This window comes from Candidatus Sulfotelmatobacter sp. (assembly GCA_035504415.1).
GTDB lineage: Bacteria > Vulcanimicrobiota > Vulcanimicrobiia > Vulcanimicrobiales > Vulcanimicrobiaceae > Vulcanimicrobium.
This window is the reverse complement of record DATJRY010000021.1, coordinates 119,903-146,028: the sequence shown is the minus strand read 5'-3', so window position 1 is coordinate 146,028 and position 26,126 is coordinate 119,903. Positions and strand designations below refer to the sequence as shown.

Annotated in this window: 21 protein-coding genes; 15 read left to right on the top strand and 6 right to left on the bottom strand. The window is 69.6% G+C overall.

The features are described 5' to 3' along the window. Positions 1–2 precede the first annotated feature (2 nt). Genes VMD91_18495 through VMD91_18485 form a run of 3 tightly spaced genes read left to right on the top strand, consistent with a single transcriptional unit; the run spans position 3 to position 3,724 of the window. Positions 3–1,205 (top strand): MFS transporter, encoded by a 1,203-nt coding sequence (locus tag VMD91_18495; protein HTW86067.1) that lies wholly within the window; start codon positions 3–5, stop codon positions 1,203–1,205. A gap of 4 nt (positions 1,206–1,209) precedes the next feature. Beyond that, positions 1,210–2,667 carry a PLP-dependent aminotransferase family protein gene (locus VMD91_18490; protein HTW86066.1) on the top strand — a complete coding sequence of 486 codons (1,458 nt, stop codon included), beginning with the start codon at positions 1,210–1,212 and terminating at the stop codon, positions 2,665–2,667. Between the two features lie 52 nt (positions 2,668–2,719). After that, positions 2,720–3,724 (top strand): branched-chain amino acid transaminase, encoded by a 1,005-nt coding sequence (locus VMD91_18485; protein ID HTW86065.1) that lies wholly within the window; start codon positions 2,720–2,722, stop codon positions 3,722–3,724. Here the strand turns inward: VMD91_18485 and VMD91_18480 are convergent. Next, entirely contained in the window at positions 3,634–4,773 is a 1,140-nt protein-coding gene (locus tag VMD91_18480; GenBank protein ID HTW86064.1) for a YbfB/YjiJ family MFS transporter, read from the bottom strand. The genes VMD91_18485 and VMD91_18480 overlap by 91 nt on opposite strands. 14 nt (positions 4,774–4,787) lie before the next feature. Between VMD91_18480 and VMD91_18475 the strand changes: the two genes are divergently transcribed. The 3 genes from VMD91_18475 (at position 4,788) to VMD91_18465 (ending at position 8,298) form a co-directional block, all read left to right on the top strand. Beyond that, positions 4,788–5,741, top strand: coding sequence for a threonine/serine dehydratase (locus VMD91_18475; protein HTW86063.1), 954 nt, complete (start codon positions 4,788–4,790; stop codon positions 5,739–5,741). A 53-nt stretch (positions 5,742–5,794) separates the two neighbouring features. After that, the gene (locus VMD91_18470; GenBank protein HTW86062.1) at positions 5,795–7,243 is read left to right on the top strand and encodes an alkaline phosphatase family protein; all 1,449 of its coding nucleotides are present in this window, start codon (positions 5,795–5,797) and stop codon (positions 7,241–7,243) included. A 692-nt stretch (positions 7,244–7,935) separates the two neighbouring features. Next, positions 7,936–8,298, top strand: coding sequence for a DUF6804 family protein (locus VMD91_18465; protein ID HTW86061.1), 363 nt, complete (start codon positions 7,936–7,938; stop codon positions 8,296–8,298). Positions 8,299–8,339: 41 nt separating this feature from the next. Here VMD91_18465 and aceF read toward each other — a convergent pair whose 3' ends face one another. Then, positions 8,340–9,992, bottom strand: coding sequence for a dihydrolipoyllysine-residue acetyltransferase (gene aceF / locus VMD91_18460; protein ID HTW86060.1), 1,653 nt, complete (start codon positions 9,990–9,992; stop codon positions 8,340–8,342). Next, a complete protein-coding gene (aceE, locus tag VMD91_18455) occupies positions 9,992–12,703 on the bottom strand; it encodes a pyruvate dehydrogenase (acetyl-transferring), homodimeric type (protein HTW86059.1) in 2,712 nt (903 codons plus the stop codon). Before aceE ends, aceF begins: the two co-directional genes overlap by 1 nt. Before the next feature lie 150 nt (positions 12,704–12,853). Between aceE and VMD91_18450 the strand changes: the two genes are divergently transcribed. The 4 genes from VMD91_18450 to nth all read left to right on the top strand — a co-directional run bounded on the left by VMD91_18450 (position 12,854) and on the right by nth (position 17,101). After that, on the top strand, positions 12,854–14,305 hold the full coding sequence (locus tag VMD91_18450; protein HTW86058.1) for a PLP-dependent aminotransferase family protein: 1,452 nt from the start codon (positions 12,854–12,856) through the stop codon (positions 14,303–14,305). A gap of 59 nt (positions 14,306–14,364) precedes the next feature. Further along, on the top strand, positions 14,365–15,213 hold the full coding sequence (locus tag VMD91_18445; GenBank protein HTW86057.1) for a hypothetical protein: 849 nt from the start codon (positions 14,365–14,367) through the stop codon (positions 15,211–15,213). A gap of 146 nt (positions 15,214–15,359) precedes the next feature. Beyond that, the gene (locus VMD91_18440; protein ID HTW86056.1) at positions 15,360–16,241 is read left to right on the top strand and encodes a DUF4397 domain-containing protein; all 882 of its coding nucleotides are present in this window, start codon (positions 15,360–15,362) and stop codon (positions 16,239–16,241) included. 98 nt (positions 16,242–16,339) lie between these two features. Beyond that, positions 16,340–17,101: an endonuclease III gene (nth, locus tag VMD91_18435; protein HTW86055.1), complete on the top strand. Its 762-nt coding sequence runs from the start codon at positions 16,340–16,342 to the stop codon at positions 17,099–17,101. Here nth and VMD91_18430 read toward each other — a convergent pair. Further along, entirely contained in the window at positions 17,028–17,528 is a 501-nt protein-coding gene (locus tag VMD91_18430; GenBank protein ID HTW86054.1) for a hypothetical protein, read from the bottom strand. The two genes, nth and VMD91_18430, sit on opposite strands and share 74 nt — an antisense overlap. 13 nt (positions 17,529–17,541) lie before the next feature. Here VMD91_18430 and VMD91_18425 point away from each other — a divergent pair, with 13 nt between their 5' ends. The 5 genes from VMD91_18425 to VMD91_18405 all read left to right on the top strand — a co-directional run bounded on the left by VMD91_18425 (position 17,542) and on the right by VMD91_18405 (position 23,098). After that, a complete protein-coding gene (locus tag VMD91_18425; protein ID HTW86053.1) occupies positions 17,542–19,689 on the top strand; it encodes a DPP IV N-terminal domain-containing protein in 2,148 nt (715 codons plus the stop codon). Then, a complete protein-coding gene (locus VMD91_18420) occupies positions 19,686–20,111 on the top strand; it encodes an SRPBCC family protein (GenBank protein HTW86052.1) in 426 nt (141 codons plus the stop codon). The genes VMD91_18425 and VMD91_18420 overlap by 4 nt, the downstream gene beginning before the upstream one ends. A 340-nt stretch (positions 20,112–20,451) precedes the next feature. Beyond that, a complete protein-coding gene (locus VMD91_18415) occupies positions 20,452–21,459 on the top strand; it encodes an ATP-binding cassette domain-containing protein (protein ID HTW86051.1) in 1,008 nt (335 codons plus the stop codon). Further along, positions 21,456–22,280, top strand: a complete 825-nt coding sequence (locus tag VMD91_18410) for an ABC-2 family transporter protein (GenBank protein ID HTW86050.1) — start codon at positions 21,456–21,458, stop codon at positions 22,278–22,280. Before VMD91_18415 ends, VMD91_18410 begins: the two co-directional genes overlap by 4 nt. Before the next feature lie 2 nt (positions 22,281–22,282). Continuing rightward, positions 22,283–23,098: an ABC-2 family transporter protein gene (locus tag VMD91_18405; GenBank protein HTW86049.1), complete on the top strand. Its 816-nt coding sequence runs from the start codon at positions 22,283–22,285 to the stop codon at positions 23,096–23,098. On the opposite strand, the gene VMD91_18400 is transcribed toward VMD91_18405, so the two are convergent. Further along, a complete protein-coding gene (locus VMD91_18400; protein HTW86048.1) occupies positions 23,095–24,879 on the bottom strand; it encodes a hypothetical protein in 1,785 nt (594 codons plus the stop codon). The two genes, VMD91_18405 and VMD91_18400, sit on opposite strands and share 4 nt — an antisense overlap. A 28-nt stretch (positions 24,880–24,907) precedes the next feature. Further along, positions 24,908–26,089, bottom strand: coding sequence for an acyl-CoA dehydrogenase family protein (locus VMD91_18395; protein ID HTW86047.1), 1,182 nt, complete (start codon positions 26,087–26,089; stop codon positions 24,908–24,910). Positions 26,090–26,126 lie beyond the last annotated feature (37 nt).

Here is a 26,126-nt window from a genome sequence, read left to right as displayed (position 1 = left end):
TCATGCGATTCGGGCGCCCGCCTGCGCACGGTCCGCGCACCAGCGTCGCGGCGCTGGTGCCGATTTACGGCGTCACCGTCGTCGACGTGCTGGGCACGATGATCATGGTGCCGCTGTTGCCGTATCTCGCGCAGCACTACGGCGCGAACGGGCTGACCGTCGGCACGATCTTGACCACGTCCGGCGTGGCCGGCGTCGTCGCCGCGCCGGTTTGGGGCAGCGTCAGCGACAAGCTCGGCCGCAAGCGGATCGTGCTGCTCGCGCAGATCGTCTCGCTGGTGGGTTACGTCTTGCTGGCGCTCTCTCACTCGCTCGCGATGATCTTCGTCGCGCGCGCGATTGCCGGGTTCGGCAGCGGCGGTATCGGGGTAACGCAGTCGTACATCGCCGACGTCACCGCGCAGGAAGATCGCGATCGCGCCTACGCCTTGTTCGGTGCGGTCTTCGGCCTGGGAATCGTGCTCGGGCCGGTGCTCGGGGGTGGGCTGATCCGTTTCGGGTTCGCCGCCCCGTTCGCGGCCGCGGCGCTCATCGAGCTGATCACGATCGCGCTCACGCTGCTCTTCTTACCCGAGCCGCCGCGGCGCGCGGGCACGCGCGCGAGCTTGCGCGAGGCGGGCGGGATCGTCGCCCGGGACCCGGCCGTTCGCAGCCTGGTCGTGCGCCACACGCTGTTCATCTTCGCGGTGACCTCGTTCTTCGCGGTGTTCTCGCTGTATCTGCAGCGCGAGCTGCACGTCGGCCCGCAGCTCTCGAGCGGGTTGCTGGCCGGTGCCGGCTTCGTCGGCGGCATCACCTTGGTCGTCTTGGTCGGGCCGCTGGCGCGCCGCTTCGGCGACGCGGCCGTCGCGCAGGGCGGCTTCGTGCTGCTCGCGCTCGCGTACGTCGGGCTGGCGTTCATTCGCCAGCTCGAGTTCTTCGGCGTCGCGCTCGGGCTGTGGGCGATCGGCGCGGCCAGCGTCGAACCCACGCTCACCGCGCAGCTTTCCCGCGCGGCGCCCGCGCGCGAGCGCGGCGCGATTCTCGGCTTCAACGACGCTGCCAGCAACCTGGCGCTGGTCGTCGCGCCGGTTCTCGGCGGCGAGGCGATCGACGTCAACCCGCACGTGGTCGGCATCCTGCCGGCCGCGGCGGTCGCCTTGGCCTTCGGGATCGGCGTCCTGCGGCGCGCGGAAGACCGGCGCGTCGCGCGCGCCAACGCCTAGCCGCATGGCGTCTCGACGGGCCACGGACGATCTGGTCGCGCTCTCGATGCTGCGGCTCGAGCGCACGTCGTCGGCCTCGATGCGGCAGCAACTGTTCTTGCGGGTGCGCGATTCGATCGTGGCGCGAGCACTGGCGCCGGGGGCGCGGATGCCCTCGACGCGCACCGTCGCTGCGCGGCTGGGCGTCTCGCGCAACACGGTCGCCGACGTGTTCGCCCAGCTGGTCGCCGAAGGATACTGCGTGGCGCGGCGCGGCTCGGGGACGTTCGTCGCCGCGGTCGCGCCACTGCCGGCGCCCGCGACGATGCCGACGGCCTGGGAGCGCGCCTCGTTGCGCGGGCGGCTGTTGGCGGGCGAGGACATCCGTCTGCGGCTGACGGCGAAACTGCCGATCGCGTTCCAGCCCGGTATTCCGGCACTGGACGCGTTTCCGTTCGAAACGTGGGCGCGGCTGGCCGGCAAGGTCGTGCGGCGCTCGGCGCGCGAGCAGATCGGCTACGGCGAGGCCGGTGGCTACGGCCCGCTGCGCGATGCGATCGCCGCCGAGCTGCGCACGCAGAAGCAGATCGCGTGCAGCCGCGATCAGGTGATCGTCGTCTCCGGCGCGCAGCAGGCCATCGATCTGGTCGGCCGGCTGATGCTCGATCCCGGCGACGACGTCTGGATCGAAGACCCGGCCTCGCCGGCGACGCGCACGACGTTGCGCGGCGCCGGCGCGAACTTGGTTGCGATTCCGGTCGACGCGGACGGGCTCGACGTCGAGGAGGGCGTCGCTCGCAGCCCGCGTGCGCGGCTCGCCTACGTGACCAGCGGCCGCCAGTGGCCGCTCGGCCCGGTGCTCTCGCGCTCGCGTCGCGACGCGCTGCTGGCGTGGGCGAACCACGCCGACGCCTGGATCGTCGAGGATGAGTACGACAGCGCGCTGCGCTTCGAGGACGACGCGCCGCCGCGGTTGGCCACGCTCGATCAGCAGCGGCGCGTGATCTGGGTCGGGACCTTCAGCATCACGCTGTTTCCGGCGCTGCGGCTCGCGTATCTGGTGGCGCCCGACGGCCTGGTCGACGCGTTCAGCGCCGCCAAAACGGTCGCCGACCGGCAGACCGCGACGCTCGAGCAGGCGATCTTGGCCGAGTTCATGTACGACGGTCACTACGTGCGGCACCTCGAGCGTATGCGCGAGCTCTACGCCGAACGGCGCGCCCAACTGATCGCGGCGTTGGGCCGCGCGACGGACATCGCGCCGCGGGTGCCGTCGGCCGGTTTGACGGTCGTGCTGCCGCTGCCGGGGCGCGACGACGTCGCCGTCGCGGACGGTGCCGCCGGCGTCGACGTCAGTGCGCCCGCGCTGAGCCGCTACTATCTGGGCCGCCCGACCTCGGGCCTGCTGCTCGGTTTCGGCGCCGTGCAGCGGGCCGCGATCGAGCGCGCGGCCCGCCGTCTGGGTGCGGTAGTGGCTGGCTGACGGCTGCGAAGTGGCCCTCGCCGCATGCACGGTGGCGCGTCACGATGGCGGCATGGAGTATGAGGACCTGGTCGTCTATCACCGGGGCGGCTTCCAGCCCTATTCGCAGGCGCGCATCGGCCTGCTCACCCACGCGCTGCTCTACGGCACCGGCTGCTTCGAGGGGATGCGCGCGTTCTGGAACGCCGAGCACGGCGAGTTGTACGTGTGCGAGCCCAGCGCGCACTTTCGCCGCTTCACCGCCAACGCGCGGTTGCTGCTGATGGAGCTGCCGCCGGTCGCCGAGCTGAACGCGATCGTGACGGAGCTCTGTCGCCGCAACGGCTTTCGCGAAGACGTCTACCTGCGGCCGGTCGCGTACAAGAGCGAAGAAGCGCTGGGCGTGCGGCTCGACGGGCTCGCGGACGACTTCTTCATCGTGGCGGTGCCGCGGGTGCGCCTCAACGACGCCGGCGACGGACTGAACGCCTGCGTGAGCAGCTGGCGCCGGCTGAGCGACAACGCGATCCCGCCGCGCGCGAAGATCACCGGCGGCTACGTCAACGCGGCCTTCGCCAAGACCGAGGCGCGGCTGAACGGCTTCGACGAGGCGATCGTGCTCGCCGGCGACGGTCACGTGTCCGAGTGCTCGACCGCGAATCTGGTGATGGTGCGCGACGGCGTCGCGGCGCTGCCGCCCGCCACCGACGACAACCTCGAAGGCATCACCCGCCTGCAGGTGCGCACGATCCTGGCCGACGGGTTGGGCCTGCAGGTCCGCGAACGGCAGATCGACCGTACCGAGCTGTACGCGGCCGACGAGCTGCTGCTGTGCGGCACCGGCATGGGGATCGCCGGCATTCGCAGCGTCGATCATCGCCCGATCGGAAGCGGTGCGGTCGGGCCGGTGTGCCGGGCGCTGCGCGCGGTCTACGAGGACGTCGTGCGCGGTCGCGACGCGCGCTTCGCGAGCGAGATCGTCCCGGTCTATGCGGGCGCGGTGCGGCCGATGCCGACGATCAACGCGACCGTGCCGGCTACCAGCGCGATGGAGGCGTCGACGAGCGCGGGGCGATAGCTGCCGGTCGTGAGCGAGATCCAGGTCGCGAGCAGCGGCCCCGCGACTTGCCCCGCGCCGTAGATCACCGTCATCAGTCCGACCACGAAGTTGCTGCGGTGCGGGGCCATCGAACGGCCGATCGCGGTCGAGAGCGCCGTGATGACGATGAACGTTCCGCCCAGACCGACCGCGATCACCGCGACGCCGAGCGCGCCGGGCAGCAGGATCGGGCCGAGGAACGTCAGCGCCTGCACGGCCGTCGCGACGATGAGCGCGCGCGGCGCGCCGAAGCGCCGCGTCGCCATCGCGACGAACGCCATCGACGGGATCGCCACCAGGCCGACGACGATCCACGCCGCGTCGGCGAGACCGGCGATCGCCGGCGTCTGCCGGATCAGCACGACCAAGAACGTCGCCGGGATCACGTACGCCGCCCCTTCGATGCCGTAGGCGATCGACAGCCACACGAACGGCGCGCCCAGCCCGCCACGGCCGGCACTCGCGTCGGGTGCCGGCGGCGAGCTGTCGGCGGGCAGCCAACGCACGAACGCGATCAGCAGCAACAGCGAGACGACGCCGGTGCCCAGCCACGCGGCGGACGAGCCGCCCAGCCGCGCGAACGCGGCGACGAGCGCGCCGCTGCCGGCGATCCCGATCCCCACGCCGGAGAAGAGGATCGCGGCGCCGTAGGTCGAGGCGCGGCCGTGCAGATAATCGAGAAGCAGGCTGGTGACGAGCACGAACGAGACGCCGCTGGCCACGCCGGTGACGAAACGGGCCGTCGGCCACACGGCCGGTCCGAGCGCCATCGCCGCCGTCAACAGCGCGACGAGGATCGGCGCCGCGATGACGTACGCGCGCCGGTGCGTGCGCAACAGTGGCAGCATCCCGAGTGCCGCGCCGACCAGATATCCCGCCAAGTTGATCGAGGCCAGCACCCCGGCCATCGAGACCGTGAGTCCGGCGTCGACGCGCATGATCGCCAGCAGCGGCGTGTATGCGAAGCGGCCGACGCCCATCGCCACGGCGAGGACGAGGGCTCCGGCGAGAAACGGTCGATTCGACATGGTATGCTGATCTCGTGACAACGGCTGAGGAGGCATTGACGTCCGAGCGCATCGCTGCCACGCACGCGCTGATCGAGCCGTACGTCCGTCGTACACCCGTCGTGTCGGTCGCGGCAAGCGACTTTGGTCTGAGCGGTGTCGAACCGTTGGCGTTCAAGCTCGAATCGCTGCAGCATTCCGGTTCGTTCAAGGCGCGCGGCGCGTTCGCGAACCTGCTGTTGCGCGAGGTGCCGCCGGCCGGCGTCGCGGCGGCGTCCGGCGGCAACCATGGGGCGGCGGTGGCCTTCGCCGCGCAGCGTCTGGGCGTGCCGGCGACGATCTTCGTTCCCGCGATCTCTTCGCCGGCGAAGGTCGATCGCATTCGCGGGTACGGCGCGCACGTGCACGTCGAGGGCGAGCGGTATGCCGACGCGCTCGCGCTGGCGGAGACGTGGATCGCGCGCCACGGCGCGCTGGCCGTGCACGCCTACGACGGCGTCGAGACGCTGCTCGGTGCGGCGACGACGGGACGCGAGCTCGCGGAGCAGGCGTCGGCGCTCGATACGCTGTTGGTCGCGGTCGGCGGCGGCGGCCTGATCGGCGGCATCGCGGGCTGGTACCGCGGGCGGGTGCGGCTGATCGGGGTCGAGCCGAGCGCGGCGCCGACGCTCACGCGCGCGCTGGCGGCAGGCGCGCCGGTCGATGCACCGGCCGGCGGCATCGCGGCGGACTCGTTGGCGCCGCGCCGGGTCGGCGGGTTGATGTTCCCGCTCGCGCAACGCTTCGTCGACCGCGTCGTGCTGGTCGAGGACGACGAGATCGTCGCCGCGCAGCGCGCGCTGTGGGACGTCGCGCGCGTCGTCGCGGAGCCGGGCGGCGCGGCCGCGTTCGCGGCTCTGCTCGGCGGTCGCTATCGGCCCGCGCCCGGCGAACGCGTCGGCGTGCTGGTCTGCGGCGCCAACACGGTGGCCGTCGATTTCGACCGCTAGCGCCGCCGCGGGAGGGTTTGCCCGACTCGGCCGCGCAACCGGGCGGCACGGGTATGGGACTTCGCCGCATCGCCGTTGCGTTGCTCGGCGCCGCGCTGTTGACCGCGGTCGCGTTTCCGAGCCGACACGTGCGCCTTGCCGCCGCGCAAGGCGCGGACGACGCGCTGCTCGCACGCGGCAAGATCGCTCACGTGATCGTGATCGTGATGGAAAACCGCACCTTCGACAACGTCTTCGGTGGCGACGGCCTCGCCGGCCATCCCTCGCCGTATCCCGGTGCGGACGCCCTCGTCCCGGCGCCGATCGCGACGCTGATGCAGGCCGTGCCGTTCGACTCGCACGCGCAGCCTGGGCCGAACAACTGGCACAACGTCTACGAGTGCGTCGCGACGCAGGGCTTCACCGACCAGGCGTGGCTGAACGACGCCGCCTCGCCGATGCCGTGCTCCGGCTACAAGTTCACCTCGCCCAACGGTCCGTTCTACTATCTCGACGTGAACGACCGCGCGGTGTACTGGGCGATCGCGCGGCAGTTCGCGACCAGCGACGCGTTCTTCGCGCCCAGCTCGGCCGATTCGTATCCCGGCCATCAGCTCATCGTCGCCGGCCGCTCGATGGACACCGACGGCGATCAGGTCGCGGACCAGACGTTCTACGGCTCGAGCGGCACGTATCCGGCCGGCTGCGCCGACGGCACGCTCACCGCTCGGCCGACGCCGTCGATCCTCGTTCCCGCGCTGGGACCGACGGCCTCACCGTGGGCGGTGCCGACGATGCGCGGTTTCGGCGGCGAATGCTACACGGCGCCGACCTTCGCCGATCGCTTGCGCGAGCGGCAGCGCCGCAACCCCGCGCAGCTCTTTCTCTGGACGCACTATGCGACGGTCACTTCGCCGCCGCAACCGTACCAGAACGAACAGCCCTTCAACGGCTTCATCAACAGCGCGACGTGGTGGAACTACCACTGGCCCCCGGCGCAGCAGATCCTCACCGACGCGAACGGCGCGCTGCCGAACTTCGCCTGGGTGAAGCCGCCGTGCATCGACGCCAGCGACCATCCGGGGACCGGCAACGGCGGCCCGTCGTGGGTCGAAGACGTCGTCAACGCGATCGGTGGCTCGCCGGCCTGGAACACGACCGCGATCTTCGTCGTCTGGGACGACTGGGGCGGCTTCTACGATCACGCGGTGCCGCCGTCGCCGCGCCCCAACGACGATCTCGGTCCCGGCTTGCGCACGCCGTTCCTGTTGATCTCGCCGTACGTGAAGGCCGGCACCGTCGCGCACGGCGTCGCCGACTACGGCTCCATCATGCGGTTCGTCGAGCAGCTCGACGAGGTGCAGCCGCTCGGCGACATGGACGCCTACTCACCCGATCTGCGCGGCTACTTCGATTTCTCCATGACGCCGCGACCGTTCGCCACCGTCACCGCGATTCCGACCACGACCTGGTCGGACGCGTGCGGGTCGAAAGCCCACCCGCATCCGAACTTCGTCGACTAGATGACTGAACCGGAGCGCCTTCCGTTCGATGGAAAGTTAAAACGCGAGTCAGCTTCGGGCGTAACGGGTCCGGCGTTGACGACCAGGCACGAGAGTCGCTGCAACCGCCGGGGATCGCGCGGAGGTGACGCAGATTATGCCGAAGCGTTCGCTGGGTTGCAGTTCTGCCTGCTGCACTTCTTGTCGCATGTCTAGCCTACGTGCTTTCACCGGGCAGTCGACGGCATATCCGCTATGGTACGCGGTTTTACGAGAAGCGGCGCGCGACGTCACTCAGAGGATAACTTGATGGGCTGGTGGTGGGCAGCGATTCGAAAATACGCCGTGTTTCGCGGCCGAGCACGGAGGCGGGAGTACTGGTACTTCGTGCTTTTCACATCTCTATTTCTAGCGGTTGCGGCCTTCGCCATAGGTTTGTGCGGAGCCGCGGCGGGCGCTGACGACAGTACGAGTGAAGGTCTATTCGATCTCCTGGCATTGCCGTTGCTCTTGCCTTACCTTGCGGTGAAGGTACGACGGCTGCACGACTCGGGCAAGAGCGGCTGGTGGCTACTGCTATCGTTTATCCCGTTGATCGGGGCCCTCGTGCTCTTGATATTCTATTGCGAAGATAGCCAGTCCGGAATGAACAAATACGGGCCGAACCCCAAGGAACCGCTCGCGACGGCGGCGTCGCTCCCAGTAACAAGTTCATGAAGCGGTTCTCGACTAGCTCGATCGAAATCACGGCCATACTATTGCTGTTGCTTGCGGCGTGGCGACTCCACGATATGGGTTCTTACGGCTATCATCCATATTCATTTTATCAGTTTGGCCGGCTGATCGTCCTTGCCGCGTGGTTTACGGCAGCGTATTTGTTTTGGAACGCGCGCATCGTCCTGCTCGTCCTTATCTCGGTCTTTGTAGGAGCGTGGTTTAACCCGTTCGTCCCAGTCCGCATGAGGCGTGTTGAATGGGTACCGTACGATAATGCGGCGGTGTGGCTATCCGTTACCTGTGCCGTGCTCATCGCCTGGCTCGCGTATCACCGCCGCGCTCATCGGCCGAGGGCGTGACCTTTTAGATCGTGAGGAGTTGCCGTAACGTTCGTGCGCGACTAGAGCAGCGTGCGGCGCAGGTCGCCCAGTCCCTCTTTGAGCGCGACGCAGAAACGGACGGCAAGCGCGCCGTCGACGACGCGGTGGTCGTAGGAGAGCGAGAGCGGCTGGATCAGGCGCGGCACGAAGGCGGCGCCGTCCCACACCGGTCGGATCTCGGCGCGCGCGGCACCGAGGATCGCGACTTCCGGCGCGTTGATGATCGGCGTGAAGTAGGTGCCGCCGATCGAGCCGAGCGAGGAGATGGTGAACGTCGCACCGTTGATGTCGTTCGGTCCGAGCTTCCCGTCGCGCGCCTTCGCGGCCAGGTCCGCCGTCTCACGCGCCAGCTCGAGGATGCCTTTCTTGTCGGCGTCCTTGACGACGGGTACGACCAGACCTTGCGGCGTGTCGGCGGCGAAGCCGATGTGATAGTAGCGCTTGAGGACCAGCTCCTCGCCGTCGAGCGAGGAGTTGAGCACCGGGTAGCGCTGGAGCGCGGCGACGACGGCCTTGATCAAGAACGCCAGCATCGTCACCTTCACGTCCTTGCGTTCGCCGTTGACCTGTTTGCGGAACGCTTCGAGCTCGGTGACGTCGGCGTCTTCGTTCTGGGTGACGTGCGGGATCATCACCCAGTTGCGCGCCAGCGCGGGACCGCTGATCTTCTGGATGCGCGTGAGCGGGACGCGATCGATCGGGCCGAACTTCGCGAAGTCGACGCTCGGCCACGGCGGGAGGTGCAAGCCGAACCCGCCGACGGCGCCGGCGGTCGGTGCCGACGGCGTGGGCGCGGCGAGCGCGCCCTTGACGAAGCCTTGCACGTCGTCGCGCGTGATGCGGCCGTTGGGGCCGCTGCCGCGCACGCGACCGAGATCGACGCCCAGCTCACGCGCGAAACGCCGGATCGCCGGCGAGGCGTGCACGGGGCCGACGGTCACGCTCACCGGCGGCAGACCGTTCGTCGACGGCTTGCCGTTACCGGCGGCGGGCGCAGCCGGTGCCGCGGCCGCGGGCGGCGGGGCGGGAGCCGGTGTCGCCGGCGCGGCCGGCGCGGGGATCGACGGTGCGGCGGCGGCAACCGGCGCGTTCGTCGTCGCCGTCGCGATGACGGTTCCGGCCGAGACCTTGTCGCCGACCTTCACCTTGATCTCGCGAATCGTTCCGGCGCTCGACGCGGGGACTTCCATCGTCGCCTTGTCGGACTCGAGCGTCACCAGTGCGGCGTCTTTGGCGACGCTCTCGCCGGCTTGCACGAGCACCTCGATGACGGGGATGTCGTGGAAGTCGCCGAGATCCGGCACCCGCAGCTCGACGACGCCCTCGCCGCTCGCCGCCGGTGGCGGCGCGGGCGCGGGCGCGGGTGCGGGTGCGGCCGAGGCGCCGTTGGTCGGCGCGCTCGCACCCGGGACGGGCGCGGGAACGGGGGCGGAATCGGCGGACTCGACGGTCGCGATGACGGTGCCGGCGGAGACCTTGTCGCCGACCTTCACCTTGAGCTCGCGGATCGTGCCGGCGTTCGACGCCGGGACTTCCATCGTCGCCTTGTCGGACTCGAGCGTGACCAGCGCGGCGTCTTTGGCGACGCTCTCGCCGGGCTGCACGAGCACTTCGATGACCGGAATGTCGTGGAAGTCGCCCAGGTCGGGGACCTTCAGCTCGATCGTCGCCATCAGACGGTCGTCGGTTCGGGCTTGTTGGGATCGAGGTCGTACTTCGCGATCGCCTCGGCGACCTTCGCGCGCTCGATCGTCCCCTCGTCGGCCAGCGCGCTGAGCGCGGCGAGCGCGACCCAGCGCCGGTCGACCTCGAAGAACGACCGCAGCTGCTTGCGCGTGTCGCTGCGACCGAAGCCGTCGGTTCCCAGCGCGTGGAAGCGCCGGCCCTCGACGAACGGCCGGATCTGCTCGGCGAACGTCTTGACGTAGTCGGTCGAGGCGACGATCGGACCCTCGTGACCGTCGAGCTGCTGCGCGACGAACGCGCGCCGTGGCGTCTGCGCGGGGTGCAAGAGGTTCCAGCGCGCGGTCGACTCGCCGTCGCGGTGCAGCAGCGTGAAGCTGGTCGCGCTCCACACGTCGGCGACCACCCCGAAGTCCTCGCGCAGCAGGTCGGCCGCCGCCAGCACCTCGCGCAGGATCGAGCCCGAGCCCATCAGCTGCACGCGCGGCGCGTTCTTCTTGCCCTTGCCCTCGCGTAGCAGGTACATGCCGCGCAAGATCTGATCCTCGACACCCTCGGGCATCGCCGGATGCGCGTAGTTCTCGTTGAGCAGCGTGACGTAGAAGAAGACGTCTTCCTGGTCGGCCAGCATGCGGCGCAGGCCGTCCTGGACGATCGTCGCGACCTCGTACGCATAGGTCGGATCGTACGGGACGCAGTTGGGGATCGCCGCCGCCAGCAGGTGCGAGTGACCGTCTTCGTGCTGCAGCCCTTCGCCGTTGAGCGTCGTGCGGCCCGACGTTCCGCCCAGCAGGAAGCCGCGCGTGCGCATGTCGCCCGCCGCCCAGGCGAAGTCGCCGATGCGCTGCATCCCGAACATCGAGTAGAAGATGAAGAACGGCAGCGTCTGCACGCCGTGCGTCGAGTACGAGGTGCCGCCGGCGATCCACGAGCACATCGAGCCGGCTTCGCTGATCCCTTCCTGGAGGATCTGTCCGGCTTTGTCCTCGCGGTACCACATCAGCTGATCGGCGTCTTGCGGGCGGTACAGCTGGCCGAGCCGCGAGTAGATGCCGAGCTGGCGGAACATCCCCTCCATGCCGAACGTGCGCGACTCGTCGGCGACGATCGGAACCACGCGCGGGCCGACGGTCTTGTCGCGCAAGATCGTCGAGAGCGTGCGCACGAACGCCATCGTCGTCGAGAACTCGCGCTCGCCGCTGGCCTCCGCGAGGGCCGAGAACGCGGCGCGCTCCGGCACCGCGAGCGGCTGCTCGACGTTGCGCCGGCGCGCCGGGACGTGCCCGAGCTTGGCGACGTGCTCGCGCAGGTATTCGGCCTCGGCCGAGTCCGGCGGCGGCTTGATGAACGGCACCTTCTCGAGGTCGGCGTCGGAGATCGGGATCGAGAAGCGGTCGCGGAACGCGCGCAGCTGCTCGACCATCAGCTTCTTTTGCTGGTGGGCGATGTTCATGCCCTCGCCCGCCGATCCCATTCCGTAGCCCTTGATCGTCTTGGCGATGATGACCGTCGGCGCGCCCTTGTGCTCGCTCGCGGCCTTGTAGGCGGCGTAGACCTTGAGCGGATCGTGGCCGCCGCGATTGAGCGCCCAGACCTCGTCGTCGGTGTAGCGTTCGACCAGCGCGCGCGTCTCCGGATAGCGGCCGAAGAAGTGCTCGCGCACGTATGCGCCGTCGCGCGACTTGTACGTCTGATAGTCGCCGTCGAGCGTCTCGCCCATCAGCCGCACCAGCGCGCCGTCGTGATCGGCGGCCAGCAGCGGGTCCCAGCGCGAGCCCCAGATGACCTTGATGACGTTCCAGCCCGCGCCGCGGAATAGACCCTCGAGCTCTTGGATGACCTTGCCGTTGCCGCGTACCGGCCCGTCGAGGCGCTGCAGGTTCGCGTTGACGACGAAGATCAGGTTGTCGAGTCCCTCGCGCGTCGCCAACGCGAGACCGGCCAACGTTTCCGGCTCGTCGATCTCGCCGTCGCCGACGAACGCCCATACCTTGCGGTCGCTGGGCTCGATCAAGCCGCGGTGCTCGAGGTAGCGCATGTAGCGCGCCTGATAGACCGCTTGCAGCGGACCCAAGCCCATCGAGACGGTCGCGAACTGCCAGAAGTCCGGCATCAGCCACGGATGCGGATACGAGGGCAGCCCCTTGCCGTCGACTTCGCGGCGGAAGTTCTGCAGCTGCTCTTCGCTCAAGCGTCCGTCGAGGAACGCACGCGCGTAGACGCCCGGCGAGGAGTGCCCCTGGAAGTAGACCAGATCGCCGCCGTTCATGTACTGCGGGCCGCGCCAAAAATGGTTGAAGCCGACGTCGACCAGCGTCGCCGCCGACGAGAACGAGGCGACGTGACCGCCCAGGTCGCCGCCGTCCTTGTTGGCGCGCACCACCATCGCCATCGCGTTCCAGCGCACGTAGTGGCGCAGCCGTTCCTCGACCGAGAGGTCACCCGGGAAGTGCGGCTGCTGCTCGACCGGGATCGTGTTGACGTAGGGCGTCGTCTGCGCGGCCGGCGTGCGGACCCCACGGATCGCGGCGTGCTCGACGACGGACTCGATCAGGTCGCTGGCCCGGGCACTCCCCTCTTCCTCGATCACGCCGTCGAGGGCGTCGAGCCACTCGCGGGTCTCTTGCGGATCCGGCTGGGTGGCCGAGGTGCCGGCGGCAGCGCCGTTCGCGGTGGTCGGGGGGACGGGCAAATCGATCATGGACGGGCTCCGGGGCTCGTGCGTTCCGAGCCATTGTAGCGCGGCCAATCTGCCGTTCCGTCCGCCAATCGTGCCCGATTGCCATCCAATTCCGCCGATTTGGCGCTGATTGGCGGGATTGGACGGAGCCACATGGCGAATGGACCGCTCATGCGGACCGGATGGTCGGAATTCTCGCTCGACTTGGATCGTGGCAGCATCGTCCCGATCTACCGCCAGATCTACGAGCGCTTGCGGGAGCAGATCTTGGCCGGCGCGCTGCCGGAGGGGACCCGGCTGCCGCCCGAGCGGACGCTCGCCGAGCGACTGGACGTCAACCGTTCGACCATCGTGCACGCCTACCGCGACCTGGCCGCCGACGGCCTCATCGAGCAGCGCGTCGGCTCGGGCTCGCGGGTGGCCTCGACGCTGCGCACCGGTCAGCCCGACCGGTCGGCCGCGACGGTGCCGTGGTGGGTGACCCTGCCGCCCTGGCGGGTCGGCCAGTTTCCGGCCGTCCTGGGCGAGTTGGCCGCGATCGAGCACGGCGACCTGATCGCCTTCGTGCAAGGCGTGCCGCCGGCGGACCCCTCGCCGCTGGCCGATCTCGCGCGCTCGTTCGCGCGGGTCGGCGGCGACGTCAACTTCGTGCTGACCTACGGCGACTCGGAGGGCTACGGCCCGCTGCGCGAGGCGATCGCGCTGCGCATGCGCGAGCGCGGCTGCGCGGTCGACCCGCGCGACGTGCTGATGCTGACCGGCTCGACGCAAGGGATCACGCTGGTCGCGCAATCGCTGGCCGAGCCGGGCGACGAGATCGTCGTCGAGGCGCCGACCTATCCGGGGGCGCTGCAGATCTTCCAGATCGCCGGCTTGCGCGCGATCTCCGTCCCGGTCGACGAGGACGGCATGCGCGTCGACCACGTCGAGGCGATCCTGCGCACGCGGCGGCCGCGCTTCATCTACACGATGCCGGCGCTGCACAACCCGACCGGCGTGACGATGAACGCCGACCGTCGCGACCGGCTGGTCACGCTGGCCAAACGCTACGGCGTGCCGCTGGTCGAAGACGATCCGTACGGCGAGCTGGCGCAGCCCGCGCTGCCGCCGCTGCGCGCGCGCGACGCGGAGTCGGTCATCTACCTCTCGTCGTTCTCGAAGACGATCGCGCCCTCGCTGCGGCTGGGCTGGATCGTCGCGCCGCGCACGATCTACGAGCGCCTCTTGCTGCGCAAACAGTCCTACGACATGGCCTCGTCGATGTACATCCAAGCCGGCGTGCACGATTACTTGCAGTCGGGCTACGAGGCGCACGTCGCCGGGCTGCGCGAGGAGCTCGTCGCGCGCCGCGCGCTGGCGTACGCGGCGATCGAGCGCCACTGGCCGGCGGGGATGCGCGTCAGCCGCGAAGGCGGCGGCTACTACCTGTGGGCGACCGCGCCGCGCGAGATCCGCGCGCGCGTGCTGCTCGCCAACGCCGAGCGCTTGGGCGTCTCGTTCTTGTTCGGCGAGGCGTTCTACGCGCAGTCGGGCGGCGACCACAACTTCCGCCTCGCGATCACGCCGGTCTCGCGCCCGCAGATCGAAGAAGGCATCCGCCGCATCGGCGAGGCCGCCCGCTGAGCACGCCGTTTCCGTCGGCCGCGCTGCTGGCGTGGTACGCGCGCCACGGCCGCACGCACTTGCCCTGGCGCCGTACTCGCGATCCCTACCGGGTGCTGATCAGCGAGTCGATGCTGCAGCAGACGCAAGTCGAACGCGTCATCCCGCTCTACGAGGCGTTCATCGCCCGCTTTCCCGACTTCGCGACGCTGGCCGCGGCGGAGCCGGCCGACGTCATCCGCGCGTGGCGCGGGCTGGGCTACAACAGCCGCGCGCAGCGTCTGCACGCCCTGGCCCGGCTGGTCGTCGAGCGTCACGGCGGCGTGCTGCCCGATGACCCGCACGCGCTGCGCGCGCTGCCCGGGATCGGGGCCTACACCGCCGCCGCGGTCCGCGTGTTCGCGTTCGAGCACGACGACGCCGCGGTGGACGTCAATCTGCGGCGCGTCGCGCACCGCGTCGCGTACGGGCTCGAGCATCCGCCGCTCGCCGACGACCGCACGCTCGACGCGCTCTTGCGCGCCGGCGTGCCGGCGGGCACCGCGCACGATTGGAACTCCGCGCTGATGGATCTGGGTGCGACGCTGTGCACGGCGCGCGCCGCCAAGTGCCTGGTCTGTCCGTTGCGCGACGCGTGCGCTGCTGCCCCGGTCGACGCCGTGACGCTGGCGGAACGGGCGCGAGCGCACGCTCGGCGCACGCCGCAAGAAGCGATCCCGTTCGAACGCACGACGCGCTTCTTGCGCGGGCGCGTGATCGATCGCTTGCGCGACGTCGCGAGCGGGCAGACGCTCGCGATCGACGCGCTGCAGCGCGATTTGGCCGGCGTCGTACCGCCCGATCGGCTGCCGGAGATCCCGAGCGTCGTCGACGCACTGGTGCGCGAGGGCATCGTCGCGCGTGACGATACGGCCGTTCGCTTGCGCTGAGGTTCAACACTCAGCGATTTCTCATCGGCGAAAAGTTTGCTTCGCGCGATGGCGAGGTAGGATGCGACCGACTCGTCCCACGTGTACGTGCCGCTCGTCGGCGGTACCGAGCCTTCACCATTCAAGCAAACGAGGCACTCCCAGCAATGCAACGATTCCGTCTCGCTACGCTCCTCGCTGTTTCGACGCTCGCGCTCGCCGCGTGCGGCGGCAACGGGTCGAGCGTCGTCAACACCGGCGTCTCCGCGCAAGACGCGCAGGTGCGCTTCCTGAACGCCGCGCCCGACCTGGCGACGATCAACTATCTGTTCTGGCCGAGCTCGGGTACGCGGCCTACGACGCCGGCGGCGTCGAACTTCGCGTACGGCGCGATCACGGCGTTCGCCGGCTACTCGGTCGGCACGTACAACTTCGAAGTCGACAACCCGTCGTCGGGGACCACCGATCTCCCGGTGTGCAGCATTCCGACGCTCAACGGCGGCCAGAACTACACGATCGTCGTCGCGGGCAGCGGCGCGAACCACACCTGCCTGGTCTTCAACGACGAAGCGTACACCAACACCGGCGCTGCGCGGCTGCACCATGCCTCGCCGGCTCTCAACGCGACCGGCGTGAGCAACATCTCGTGGGGCGCGGACGCCAACGGCGTGCCGGCGACGACGCTGATCTCGACGACGTCGTATCCCGCCAGCGCGACGACCGTGGAGCCGGTCGTTCCGGTCGGTGACGTCGTGAGCTCGCAAGGCACCGGCGTGGTCGAATACTCGGTCGGACCCTCACCGGGCAACGCCACGACGCCGACGGCCGGTTCGCCGCTCACGCCGACGTACAACGTGCAGGCGTCCAGCGCGATCGTGGGCGGCACCCAGCCCCCGACGCAACCCGACACGACCGGTGCGATCCCGCCGATCGGCGTCACCAACTACACCGGCGTGTCGCTGTTCGCGATCGACTGCGTGACCGCTCCGACCGGCGCCTCGCCCTGCGTCGGCGGCACGACCGTCCTGGCGGTGTTCGACAACAAGTAGTCGGCATCGGTGAACTGCCCGCGAGCGATCGCTATCGCTCGCGGGCAGGCTCGTCGTGGAAGCTAGGAATCGCTCGCGGGGCGCGAACGTCCCACCCCGTGGCGATCCCGTTCCCCAAGCGCAAGGTCACCCGTGCCGTCGCGCGCGCGGAGCTGGCGATCCTCGAAGCGACCTACCCGCACGCCGTCACCGCGCTCGAGTACACCAACCCGTTCCAGCTGCTGGTCGCGGTCATCTTGAGCGCGCAGTGCACCGATGCGCGGGTCAACCTGATCACGCCGGCGCTGTTCGCGAAATATCCCGACGCGGCCGCGCTGGCGCGCGCGAAGCAGCTCGACGTCGAGAAGATCATCAAGTCGTGCGGCTTCTTCCGGATGAAGGCCAAGAACATCATCGCGGCGGCGCAAGGTCTGATGGGCGAGCACGGCGGCCAGGTCCCGGCGGATCGCGAGTCGCTCGAAGCGCTGCCCGGCGTCGGCCGCAAGACGGCTAACGTCGTGATGTCGGTCGCCTTCGAGGAAGCGGCGTTCGCCGTCGACACGCACGTGTTTCGCGTCGCGCACCGGCTCGGCTTGACGCTGGCGACGACGCCGCGCGGGGTGGAAGAAGACGTGACGGCGCTCGTGCCGCGTGAGAAGTGGCGCTTCGCGCACCACTGGCTGATCTTGCACGGCCGGCAGGTCTGCAAGGCGCCGACGCCGCTGTGCGGCACGTGTCCGGTGACGATGTGTCCGTCGCGCCCGCTGGTCGCCCGCGCGCTCGCCGAACGGGTCGCGGCGCGCGGGGTCAGAAGCGCATCGGCCCCGGCTCGTCGAGGTGGGCGGGCCGCGGCAGCTCCGCGTCCGCGGCGATCGTCTTGAGCAAACCCGAACCGGTCAGCGTCTCGCCGTAGCCGGCTTCGGTCGAGAGCCGCGAGAGGTTCATCAGGGCCGGCGTCGCGCTCTCGACGAATTGGTACTCACCGTCCAAGCCCGCGCCGCTCACCAGCACCAGCTGCTGTTGCGGTTCGAGGTCGAGCGCGATGCGCTGGTCGCGAAAGCGGATCCGCAGGCGTGGCGGGTCGTTCAAGCGCACGACGGTGATGCCGTTCTTGCGCCCGAGGATCGCGTTGAGGCGCTTCGCCCCCAGCGCGACGACCTCGCCCAGCGCGGCGAAACGCGCCGCCGCATCGCCGGCCGCACCGGGGGGCGTCTCGGCGGTCGCCGAATCGATCGCCGCTCCCAACTCGCGGCGTGCGCGGATCTTCTGCGCCATCGCGACGATCGGGTTCTGCTCGCTATCGTCCATCGGGAGTCGTCCGTTGCTCGTTCGCCTCGTCGTTGCCCTGCTCGCGGTCGCCTCGGTCCTGGGCTGGTCGGCGCCGCCGGCCTTCGCCGGCGAACAGCTCACCGTCGACGACGTGGCCGGGCTGGTCCCGGCCACCGGCCGGCCGCCGAACGGCTTCACCTGGGCGCCCGACGGCTCGCGCTACGTCTACACCGTTCCGGCCACCCGGCCGCACGCCCCGCCCCAGCTCTGGCTGCACGATCTGCGCGACGGCAGCGATCGCCCGCTGTTCGCCGCGCGCAGCTCGCAGCGCGGCAGCCGCTCGCGCGCGATCGGCCAGATCGTCTGGTCGCCGGACGCGCGGCGCATCGCGTACGTCGACGGCGACGCGCTCGACGTGGCCGACGCCGCCGGCGGCCATCCGCACGTGCTGGCCCATGGTGCCGACGACCCGCAATGGTCGCCCGACGGCAGCCGCGTCGCCTTCGTCCACGACGGCGACCTGGAGATCGTACGGCTCGCCGACGGCCGCACGACGCGCCTGACGCGCGACGGTTCGGCCAGCGTGCTCAACGGCGATCCCGACTGGCTCTACAGCGAGGAGATGGACGTCTCGCACGCCTACGCGTGGTCGCCCGACGGCACGCGCATCGCGTTCTTGCGCTTCGACGACACGCCGGTCACCGACTATCCGATCCAGCAGTACCTCGACGTGCCCGACAACAGCGTCGAGCACCAGCGCTATCCGCTGGCGGGGGAGAAGAACCCGCACGTCTCGCTGCGCGTCGTCGCCGCGGGCGGCGGCGCGGTGCGCACGCTCTACGACGGCGCGCCGCGCGACGAATACCTGGTCTCGTTCGCCTGGACGCCGAACGGGCACGCCGTCGTCGACGAGATCCTCGACCGCGCGCAACAGCATCTGCGTCTGACCGCGTTTCCGGCCGGCGGCGGCGTACCGCGCACGCTGCTGCGCGAGTCCGACGCGCATTTCCTCGAGGTCGCGCCCGCGCCGCAGTTCTTGCGCGACGGCCGGCGCTTTCTCTGGATCTCGACGCGCAGCGGCGTCGCGGGGCTGTGGCTGATCGACGCGCGCAACGGCGCGGCGCGCTTGCTGACCGGGACGACGCCGGTCGGCGACGTCGCGCAGCTCGACGAGGCGCACGGGGCCGTCTACGTCGACGCGCTCGCGCCGACGCGTCGCGACCACGCGCTGTTGCGCTTTCCGCTGGGGCGCGGCGCACCGGCCGACCTGACGCCCGAGCCGGGCGCGCACGCGGTCGTCATGCCTCCGCGCGGCCGGACGTTCATCGACACCTGGTCCGCGCTCGGGCAGCCGCCGGTCGTCTACCGTCGCACGATCGGCGGCGGGAAGGCCGTCGTCTTCACGAGCCGCTCGTTGGCGCGCTTCGACCTGGGCGCGCCGCGGCTGCTCCAGATCCCCTCGGCGCACGGGCCGCTCGACGCCTGGATGATCGTGCCGCCCGGGTTCGATCCGAGCCGGCGCTACCCGGTGATCGTCACGGTCTACGGCGGACCGCTGCCGGTCTCGTGGGGCGTCCCCTCCGACGACCGCTGGCCGGGGCTGTTCGACCAGCTGCTGGCCGAGCGCGGCTTCATCGTCTTCACCGTCGACGGTCCGGCCTCGCGCAACGATCGCAGCGCCAACGCGGCGCTGTTCTCGCACCGGATGGGAACGATCGCGATCGCGGGTCCGCTGGCAGGTGCCGCTTGGCTGCGCCGCCAGCCCTTCGTCGATCCGGCGCGGCTGGGGCTGTACGGCTGGAGCTACGGCGGCTATTTGACGGCCTACACCGTGACCCACGCGCCGGGCGTGTTCCACAGCGCGATCGCCGGGGCGCCGCCGTCGGACTGGCGCTTCTACGACTCGGCCTATACCGAGCGGTACTTGGGGATGCCCAAGGCGCAGGCGGCGGTCTACGACCGAGCCGCCGTGCTGCCGGCGGCCGGCCGGCTGCAATCGGCGCTGCTGGTGATCCAGGGCGCTTCCGACGACAACGTCCACCTGATGAACTCGCAGACGCTGCTGGCGGCGTTCATGCGGAGCGGCAAGGTGGTGGACTACCGCGTGGTGCCGGGGATGCGGCATGGCCCCAGCGGCGTCGACCAGACCCGCTACGTCGACGCGACGATGCTGGCGTGGTGGGAGCGCACGCTGCGGTGAGTGTCCGCGCGACCGCCGCCGTCACGACCGGCGCCGCACCCGACCGCGTGTGGGCGGTGCTGCTCGACGGCCGCGGCTGGTCGCGCTGGAACCCGGGCGTCGAATGGATGACGCTCGAGGGCGAGCTGGCGGCGGGAACGGTCGTCACCACCAAGCCGAAGGGCGCGCCGCAGACCGCGCTGCGGGTCGAAGAAGTCGTCCCCGGCCGCACGCTGGCGCTGCTGGTGACGGTCGGTCCGCTCGCGGCGCTGCGCCTGCGCTGGGACCTGCGAACGACCGGTGCGGGAACCGAGGTCACGCAGACCGTCGCCGGCAGCGGCCCGCTGGCGGGGTTGCTGGTGGATCCGGCCGCGCGGCGCATCGCCGGCGGGATGGAGTCGAACCTGCGGCGCCTGACCGAGCTCGCGTCGACCGGCTCGTGACCGCGCGCGAGACAAACAAGAAAGCGCGGTCGTTGCCGGCCGCGCTTTCTCTCGAATAATGACGTAAAGTCTTCGTATCGATAATCGGTGAAGTTTGAGGAGAAGAGGTTACTTCTTCTTCTTCGACTTCGAGGCGGGCTTCTTCTTCGCGACCTTCTTCTTGGCAGCCATGCTGGGACACCCCCTTTCGTACGCGACCTCGGCCCCGTCGAAGACGACGAGCCGGGAGACCGACAACGCATGTCGGTGCTGGCGGGTTCCCCCCGGCCGGGGCCGGGACCTCCCGCCCATCCCTCACAATGCTTCAGCGCGTAGGTCATGGAAAGGCCGCACGCAACGCATGGCGATCATCGAAGCCGTCGACCTGCGAAAGGTCTATCGCTCGATCGTACGACAGCCCGGTCTGGCGGGCGCCGTCAAGGCGCTCTTCTCGCGCGAGTTCGAAGAGACCGTCGCGGTCGACGGCGTGAGCTTCACGCTGCAGCCGGGCGAGCTGGTCGGCTATCTCGGTCCGAACGGTGCCGGTAAATCGACGACCATCAAGATGCTGACCGGCATCCTGGTGCCGACGTCGGGGCAGCTGCGCGTCGCCGGCGTCGTCCCGTTCGAGCAGCGGCAGGCGAACGCGCAGAACATCGGCGTCGTCTTCGGTCAGCGCAGCCAGCTGTACTGGGACCTGCCGCTGCGCGAATCGTTCGAGCTGCTGCGCGCGATCTACGATGTGCCGGCCGACCGCTATCGCGCGAACATGAAGGCGTTCGCCGAGCTGCTCGACCTCGAGCGGTTCCTGAGCACGCCGGTGCGCCAGCTCTCGCTGGGCGAACGGATGCGCGGCGACTTCGCCGCCGCGATGCTGCACGATCCGCCGATCGTCTACCTCGACGAGCCCACCATCGGCCTGGACGTGCTGGCGAAGGAAGCGATCCGCACGTTCATCGCGGAGATCAATCGCGAGCGCGGCACGACCGTCATCTTGACCACCCACGACCTGGCCGACGTCGAGCGGCTGGCGCGGCGCGTCATCCTGATCGACGAGGGCGCGGTGATCTACGACGGCGGCCTCGAGCGGCTGCGCGAGGAGTACGGTACCCACCGCACGCTGGTCGTGACGCTGGCGAACCCCGATCAGCCGCTCGACGTGCAGGGCGCGGAGGTCGAAAGCCGCGAGGGCAACGTCGTGCGGCTGCGCTTCGAGCGCCGCCGCACCTCGGCCGAGGCGATCATCCGCCAGGTGATGGCGTGCTGCGAGATCAGCGACTTGCAGCTGATCGAGCCCGACATCGACGGGATCGTGCGCCGCATCTACCTCGAGGGCTACCAAGACGGCGCGGCGGGGACGCCGTCGTGACGGCCACCCTCGCGACGACGCGGCCGAAATTTCGCTGGGCGCCGTACCTGGCGCTGGCCTCGCGGGCGATGGCGCGCGAGGCGACGTACCGCTTCGACGTGTTCACCAGCATCGGCTCGGTGCTGGTGCGCTTGTACCTGTTGAAGATGGTGTGGTCGGCGCTCTACGCGCACAATGCCACGCCGGCCGAGCTGCCGCTGCACGCGGTGATCACCTACTCGGCGGTGGCGCTGCTGATGGGCCTGGTGATGGACATCGACCAGACCCGCGCGCTGCACGACCGGCTGCACGACGGCACGATCGTGAGCGACTTCCTCAAGCCGATCAACGTTGCGTTGGGGTTCTTCGCCGACGGCACCGGCGAGGTGCTCTTCCACGCGGTGCTGATCGTCCCGTCGCTGGTGCTGGCGCTGCTGGTCGTCCACATCGACGTCCCGCCGGCGGCGACCCTGGCGATGTTCGCGCTCAGCTTCGTGCTGGGCTACCTGGTCGGTTTTTGGATCAACTTCATCCTCAACTGCACGGCCTTCTGGACGCTCGAGATCAGCGCGGTCCAGCTGATCGTCACCTGGCTGACCGACCTGTTGGGCGGCGAGATCATCCCGCTAGTGCTCTTCCCGGTCGTGCTGCAGAAGATCGTCTTCGTGCTGCCGTTCGCGGCCATGTTCTCGACCCCGCTGTTGATCTACGTCGGCGTCATTCCGCCCGCGGGCTGGCTCGCGGCGGTCGGCGTGCAAGCGGTGTGGGCGGTCGTCTTGGCGATCGTGGCGGGGCTGATGTGGCGGGCCGGCGCGCGGCGCATCGTCGCGCAAGGCGGCTGAGGATGCGTTCTCCGCTGGCGCGCATGGCCAACGTCTATCGCGAGTACTGGCGCATCAACGTGCTCACCACGCTGGAGTACCGCGAGAACTTCCTGATCTGGTTTCTGTTCACGTTCGTCTACCACGGCTCGGCGCTGGCGGCGCTGTGGATCGTGTTGACCCGGTTCCCCGAGATGAACGGCTGGAACTTCAAGCAGATGGCGTTCCTGTACGCCCTGTGGATGCTGGCGCACGCGCTGCACAACACGCTCTTCTCGGCCGTCTCCGACGTGCCCGACCACATCCGCGAGGGCGAGTTCGACCGCATCATGGTCCGCCCGCTCGACGCGCTCTTCCAAGCGATCGCGACGCCCGGCCAAGTCTTCCCCGACGAGCTGATCCTGGCGATCCTGACCTTCGTCGCCGCCTGCATCTACAGCGGCGTCCACATCGACCTGCTGTTCGTCGTGTTCGTGCCGCTGATCGTGATCGGCGGCGCGCTGATCGATCTGGCGCTCAACCTGGCCATCTCGACCGCCGCGTTCTGGGTCGTGCGGGTCGACGCGATGCGCTGGATCTTCGTGCAGCTCGAACAGGAGTTCACCCGCTACCCGCTGAGCATCTACTCGCGCGCCGTGCGCGTCGTGCTGACCTTCGTCTTCCCGTTCGCCTTCATGAACTATTTCCCGGCGACGTTCTTCCTGGGCAAGCCCGAAGCGGCGCTCTCGCTCCCGCCCCTCGTCGGCCTGTTGACGCCGGTCATCGGCGTCGTCTTCGTCGCGATCGCCTACGCGTTCTGGCGCTTCGGCCTGGACCGCTACCAGGGCGTCGGGCACTAGCCGCTCGCGGCGGCGGCCGACCTCGCGGCCAGCGCGGCGGCGCGGTAGCGGGCGAGCGCGATGCCGTTGAGCGCGATCGAGGCGTGGGCGACGACGCGGACGAGGTGCTCGCGCTCGTCGGGGTCGAGATCCAGGCCGCTGACGTTGTGGCCGTACACGACGATCCCGCTGACCTCGCGGTCGAAGAAGAGCGGCGCCGCGAAGGCCAGCTGCTCGTTGGGGAACGAGGTTTGGATCAGCCGCGTGTCCTTGCCGCTGAAGGTCAGTGCGCCGCGGGTGCGGGTGATGGCGCGGGTCAGCTCGTCGTTCGGTCCGAGCTTGAAGACCAAGCCCTCCGGCCAGCCGAAGTGATCGGCCAGCACGTAGCCGCCGTCGGGCTGACGCGCCAAGATGCCGCCGAAGGAGAGCTGCAGCGCGTGCGCCGCGTCCTGCAAGAGCGCGCGATGGACGTCGGCCTCGGTCTCGGCGTCGAGGATGTAGCCGGCGATGAACTCGAGCGCCAAGCGCTGCGCGCGGCGGCCGCGGAAGAGGAAGCGGTCGGCGAAATCATCGACCAGCTCGGCCAGCTTGCCGGTCATCGAGCCGATCGCCATCGAGATGACGATCAAGACGCCGTACGCGAGGTTGGTGTTCTGGTAGAAGATGTAGGTGCCGACTTCCTCGGTGATCGAGATCGTCCCGATGAGCCCGGCGGTGAGCGCGACGTAGACGACCGCGCGGCTGACGACGAAGTCGACGTTGAAGAAACGGTGCCGCACGACGGCGATCCAGACGACGATGACCGGGATGATCGCGGTCGAGATCAGCAGCACGTTGAAGAAGCCGGAGATGTGCTGCGGATAGAACGTGTCGGAGATCAGGTGCGCGAGGCCGGCGACCAGGAAGGCGATCGCGACCCACCCGATGCGGTGCTGCCGATCGCCGCGCGAGGTGAGGAACGCGATCGCGAACACGATCACGCAGACGCCCCCGACCGCCAGCGAGGCCTCTTTGGTGAACAGCGTGAGCGTCTCGGCCGGCCGGGCGGCGTAGGTCACCAGCCACGAGCTGTAGGCTTGCAGCGTCCCCAGCGCCAGCGCGAGCACGCCGCACACGACGGCCATGAACCGCTCGCGCGCGACGTCCGCGTCGCCGTCGATCAGACAGAACGCGAACAGCAGCAGCGCGGGCCGCACCGCGCCCTGGATCTCGTCGCCGATCCACGGCACGATCGGCCGCCACGGGTTGGGGATCGCGTAGTCGGCGTAGGTCGAGGGCGCGGTGACGCCCGTCAAGCAGTAGGCGAAGAAGGCCGCGGTCGAGATGCTGGGTTTGGCGAGGAACAGGATGCCGCCCATGCCGACCGCGATCACCAGCAGCAGGATGCGGGTCAGCAGGAGGAAGCGGTTGACGAACGGCTCGGGGCGTGAGAGCAGGTGCAAGATGCGCTCTTGCCCGTGCCGCTCGACCGGCAAGAAGCGCTCGGGGTTATCGTACGTGTAGCCGGTCCCGACCAGACCGCCCTTGCGGTCGAAGGGTTGGATACGGTCGATCCGTACGCGGTCGCCGAGCTGGATCTGGTCGCCGCCCTTGAGCGGCGGCCCGTTGCGCTCGACGGAGATGACGACGCCGTTGCCGTTGGTCACGTAACCGAACAGATGCAGCGGGTAGACCAGGCGCACCACGTCGGGCACCGCCCGCCCCAGCACGATCGCCGCGCAGAAGCCGACGACCACCATCCGGGCCCACTGCCAGCGATTGAGCGATACTTGGGGAAGGTGTGCCGACTCGGACGGGTTCACGTGCTGGTGTCGTACCCGTGGGGAGCGGTCACTCCGCCTTCGGCGGCGTCCACTTTCCGACCATCGCGCGCGCGATGACGACGCGCTGGATCTGCTGCGTCCCTTCGTAGATCTGCGTGATCTTGGCGTCGCGCATCATCCGCTCGACGGGGTACTCGGTCGAGTATCCGTAGCCGCCCAGCAGCTGCACCGCGTCGGTGGTGACGCTCATCGCGACGTCGCCGCACTTGAGCTTGGCCATCGCGGCCCAGGTGGTGACGTCGGCGGCGCCCTCGTCGCACTTCTGCGCGCAGGTGTAGAGCAGCAGGCGTGCGGCTTCGACCTCGGTCTTCATGTCGGCCAGCATGAACTGCAGGCCCTGCTGCTGCGAGATCGGTTTGCCGAACGCGACGCGCTGTTTGGTGTACTCGGTGGCGTAGTCGAGTGCGCCCTGTGCGATGCCGAGCGCCTGCGCGGCGATACCGGGCCGCGACTTGTCGAGCACCTTCATCGCGATCTTGAAGCCCTCGCCGTCGGCGCCGAGCCGGTTGGCGGCGGGGACGCGGCAGCCGGTGAAGACCAGCTCGTTGGTCGGTGACCCGCGGATCCCCATTTTCTTTTCCGTCTTGCCGACGACGAAGCCCGGCGTCCCCTTCTCGACCACGAACGCCGTGATGCCGTTGGCGCCCTTGGTCGGATCGGTGACCGCGAACACGGTGACGACGTCGGCGACGCTGCCCTGCGTGATCCAGATCTTGGTGCCGTCGAGAACGTAGTCTTCGCCGTCCTTGACCGCGCGCGTGCGCATGGAGCCGGCCGCGTCGGACCCCGAGCCCGGCTCGGTCAACGCGTAGGCCGCGATCTTCTTGCCGCTGGCCAGGTCCGGAATCCAGCGCTGCTTCTGCTCGTCGCTGCCGCCGATGATGATCGGCAGCGCACCCAGCTCTTGCACCGCGATGATCAGCGCCGACGACGCGCACGCCTTGGCGACTTCCTCGACGACCTTGACGTAGGTGACGAACGAGCCGCCCAACCCGCCGAACTCGGCCGGGAACGGGATCCCCAGCAGGTCGTTCTCGGCGAACAGCTTCTGGATGTCCCACGGGTACTCGCCGGTCGCGTCGATCTCGGCGGCCCGCGGTTCGACGCGGTCTTTCACGAGGTCGCGAACGACGTCGAGGATCATCGCCTCTTCGTCGGAGGCCGTGGTGCGAGGCGGAGCGATCGACATAGCCCAGCTGGTTCGACGCACCTGGCCGAGGGCTCTG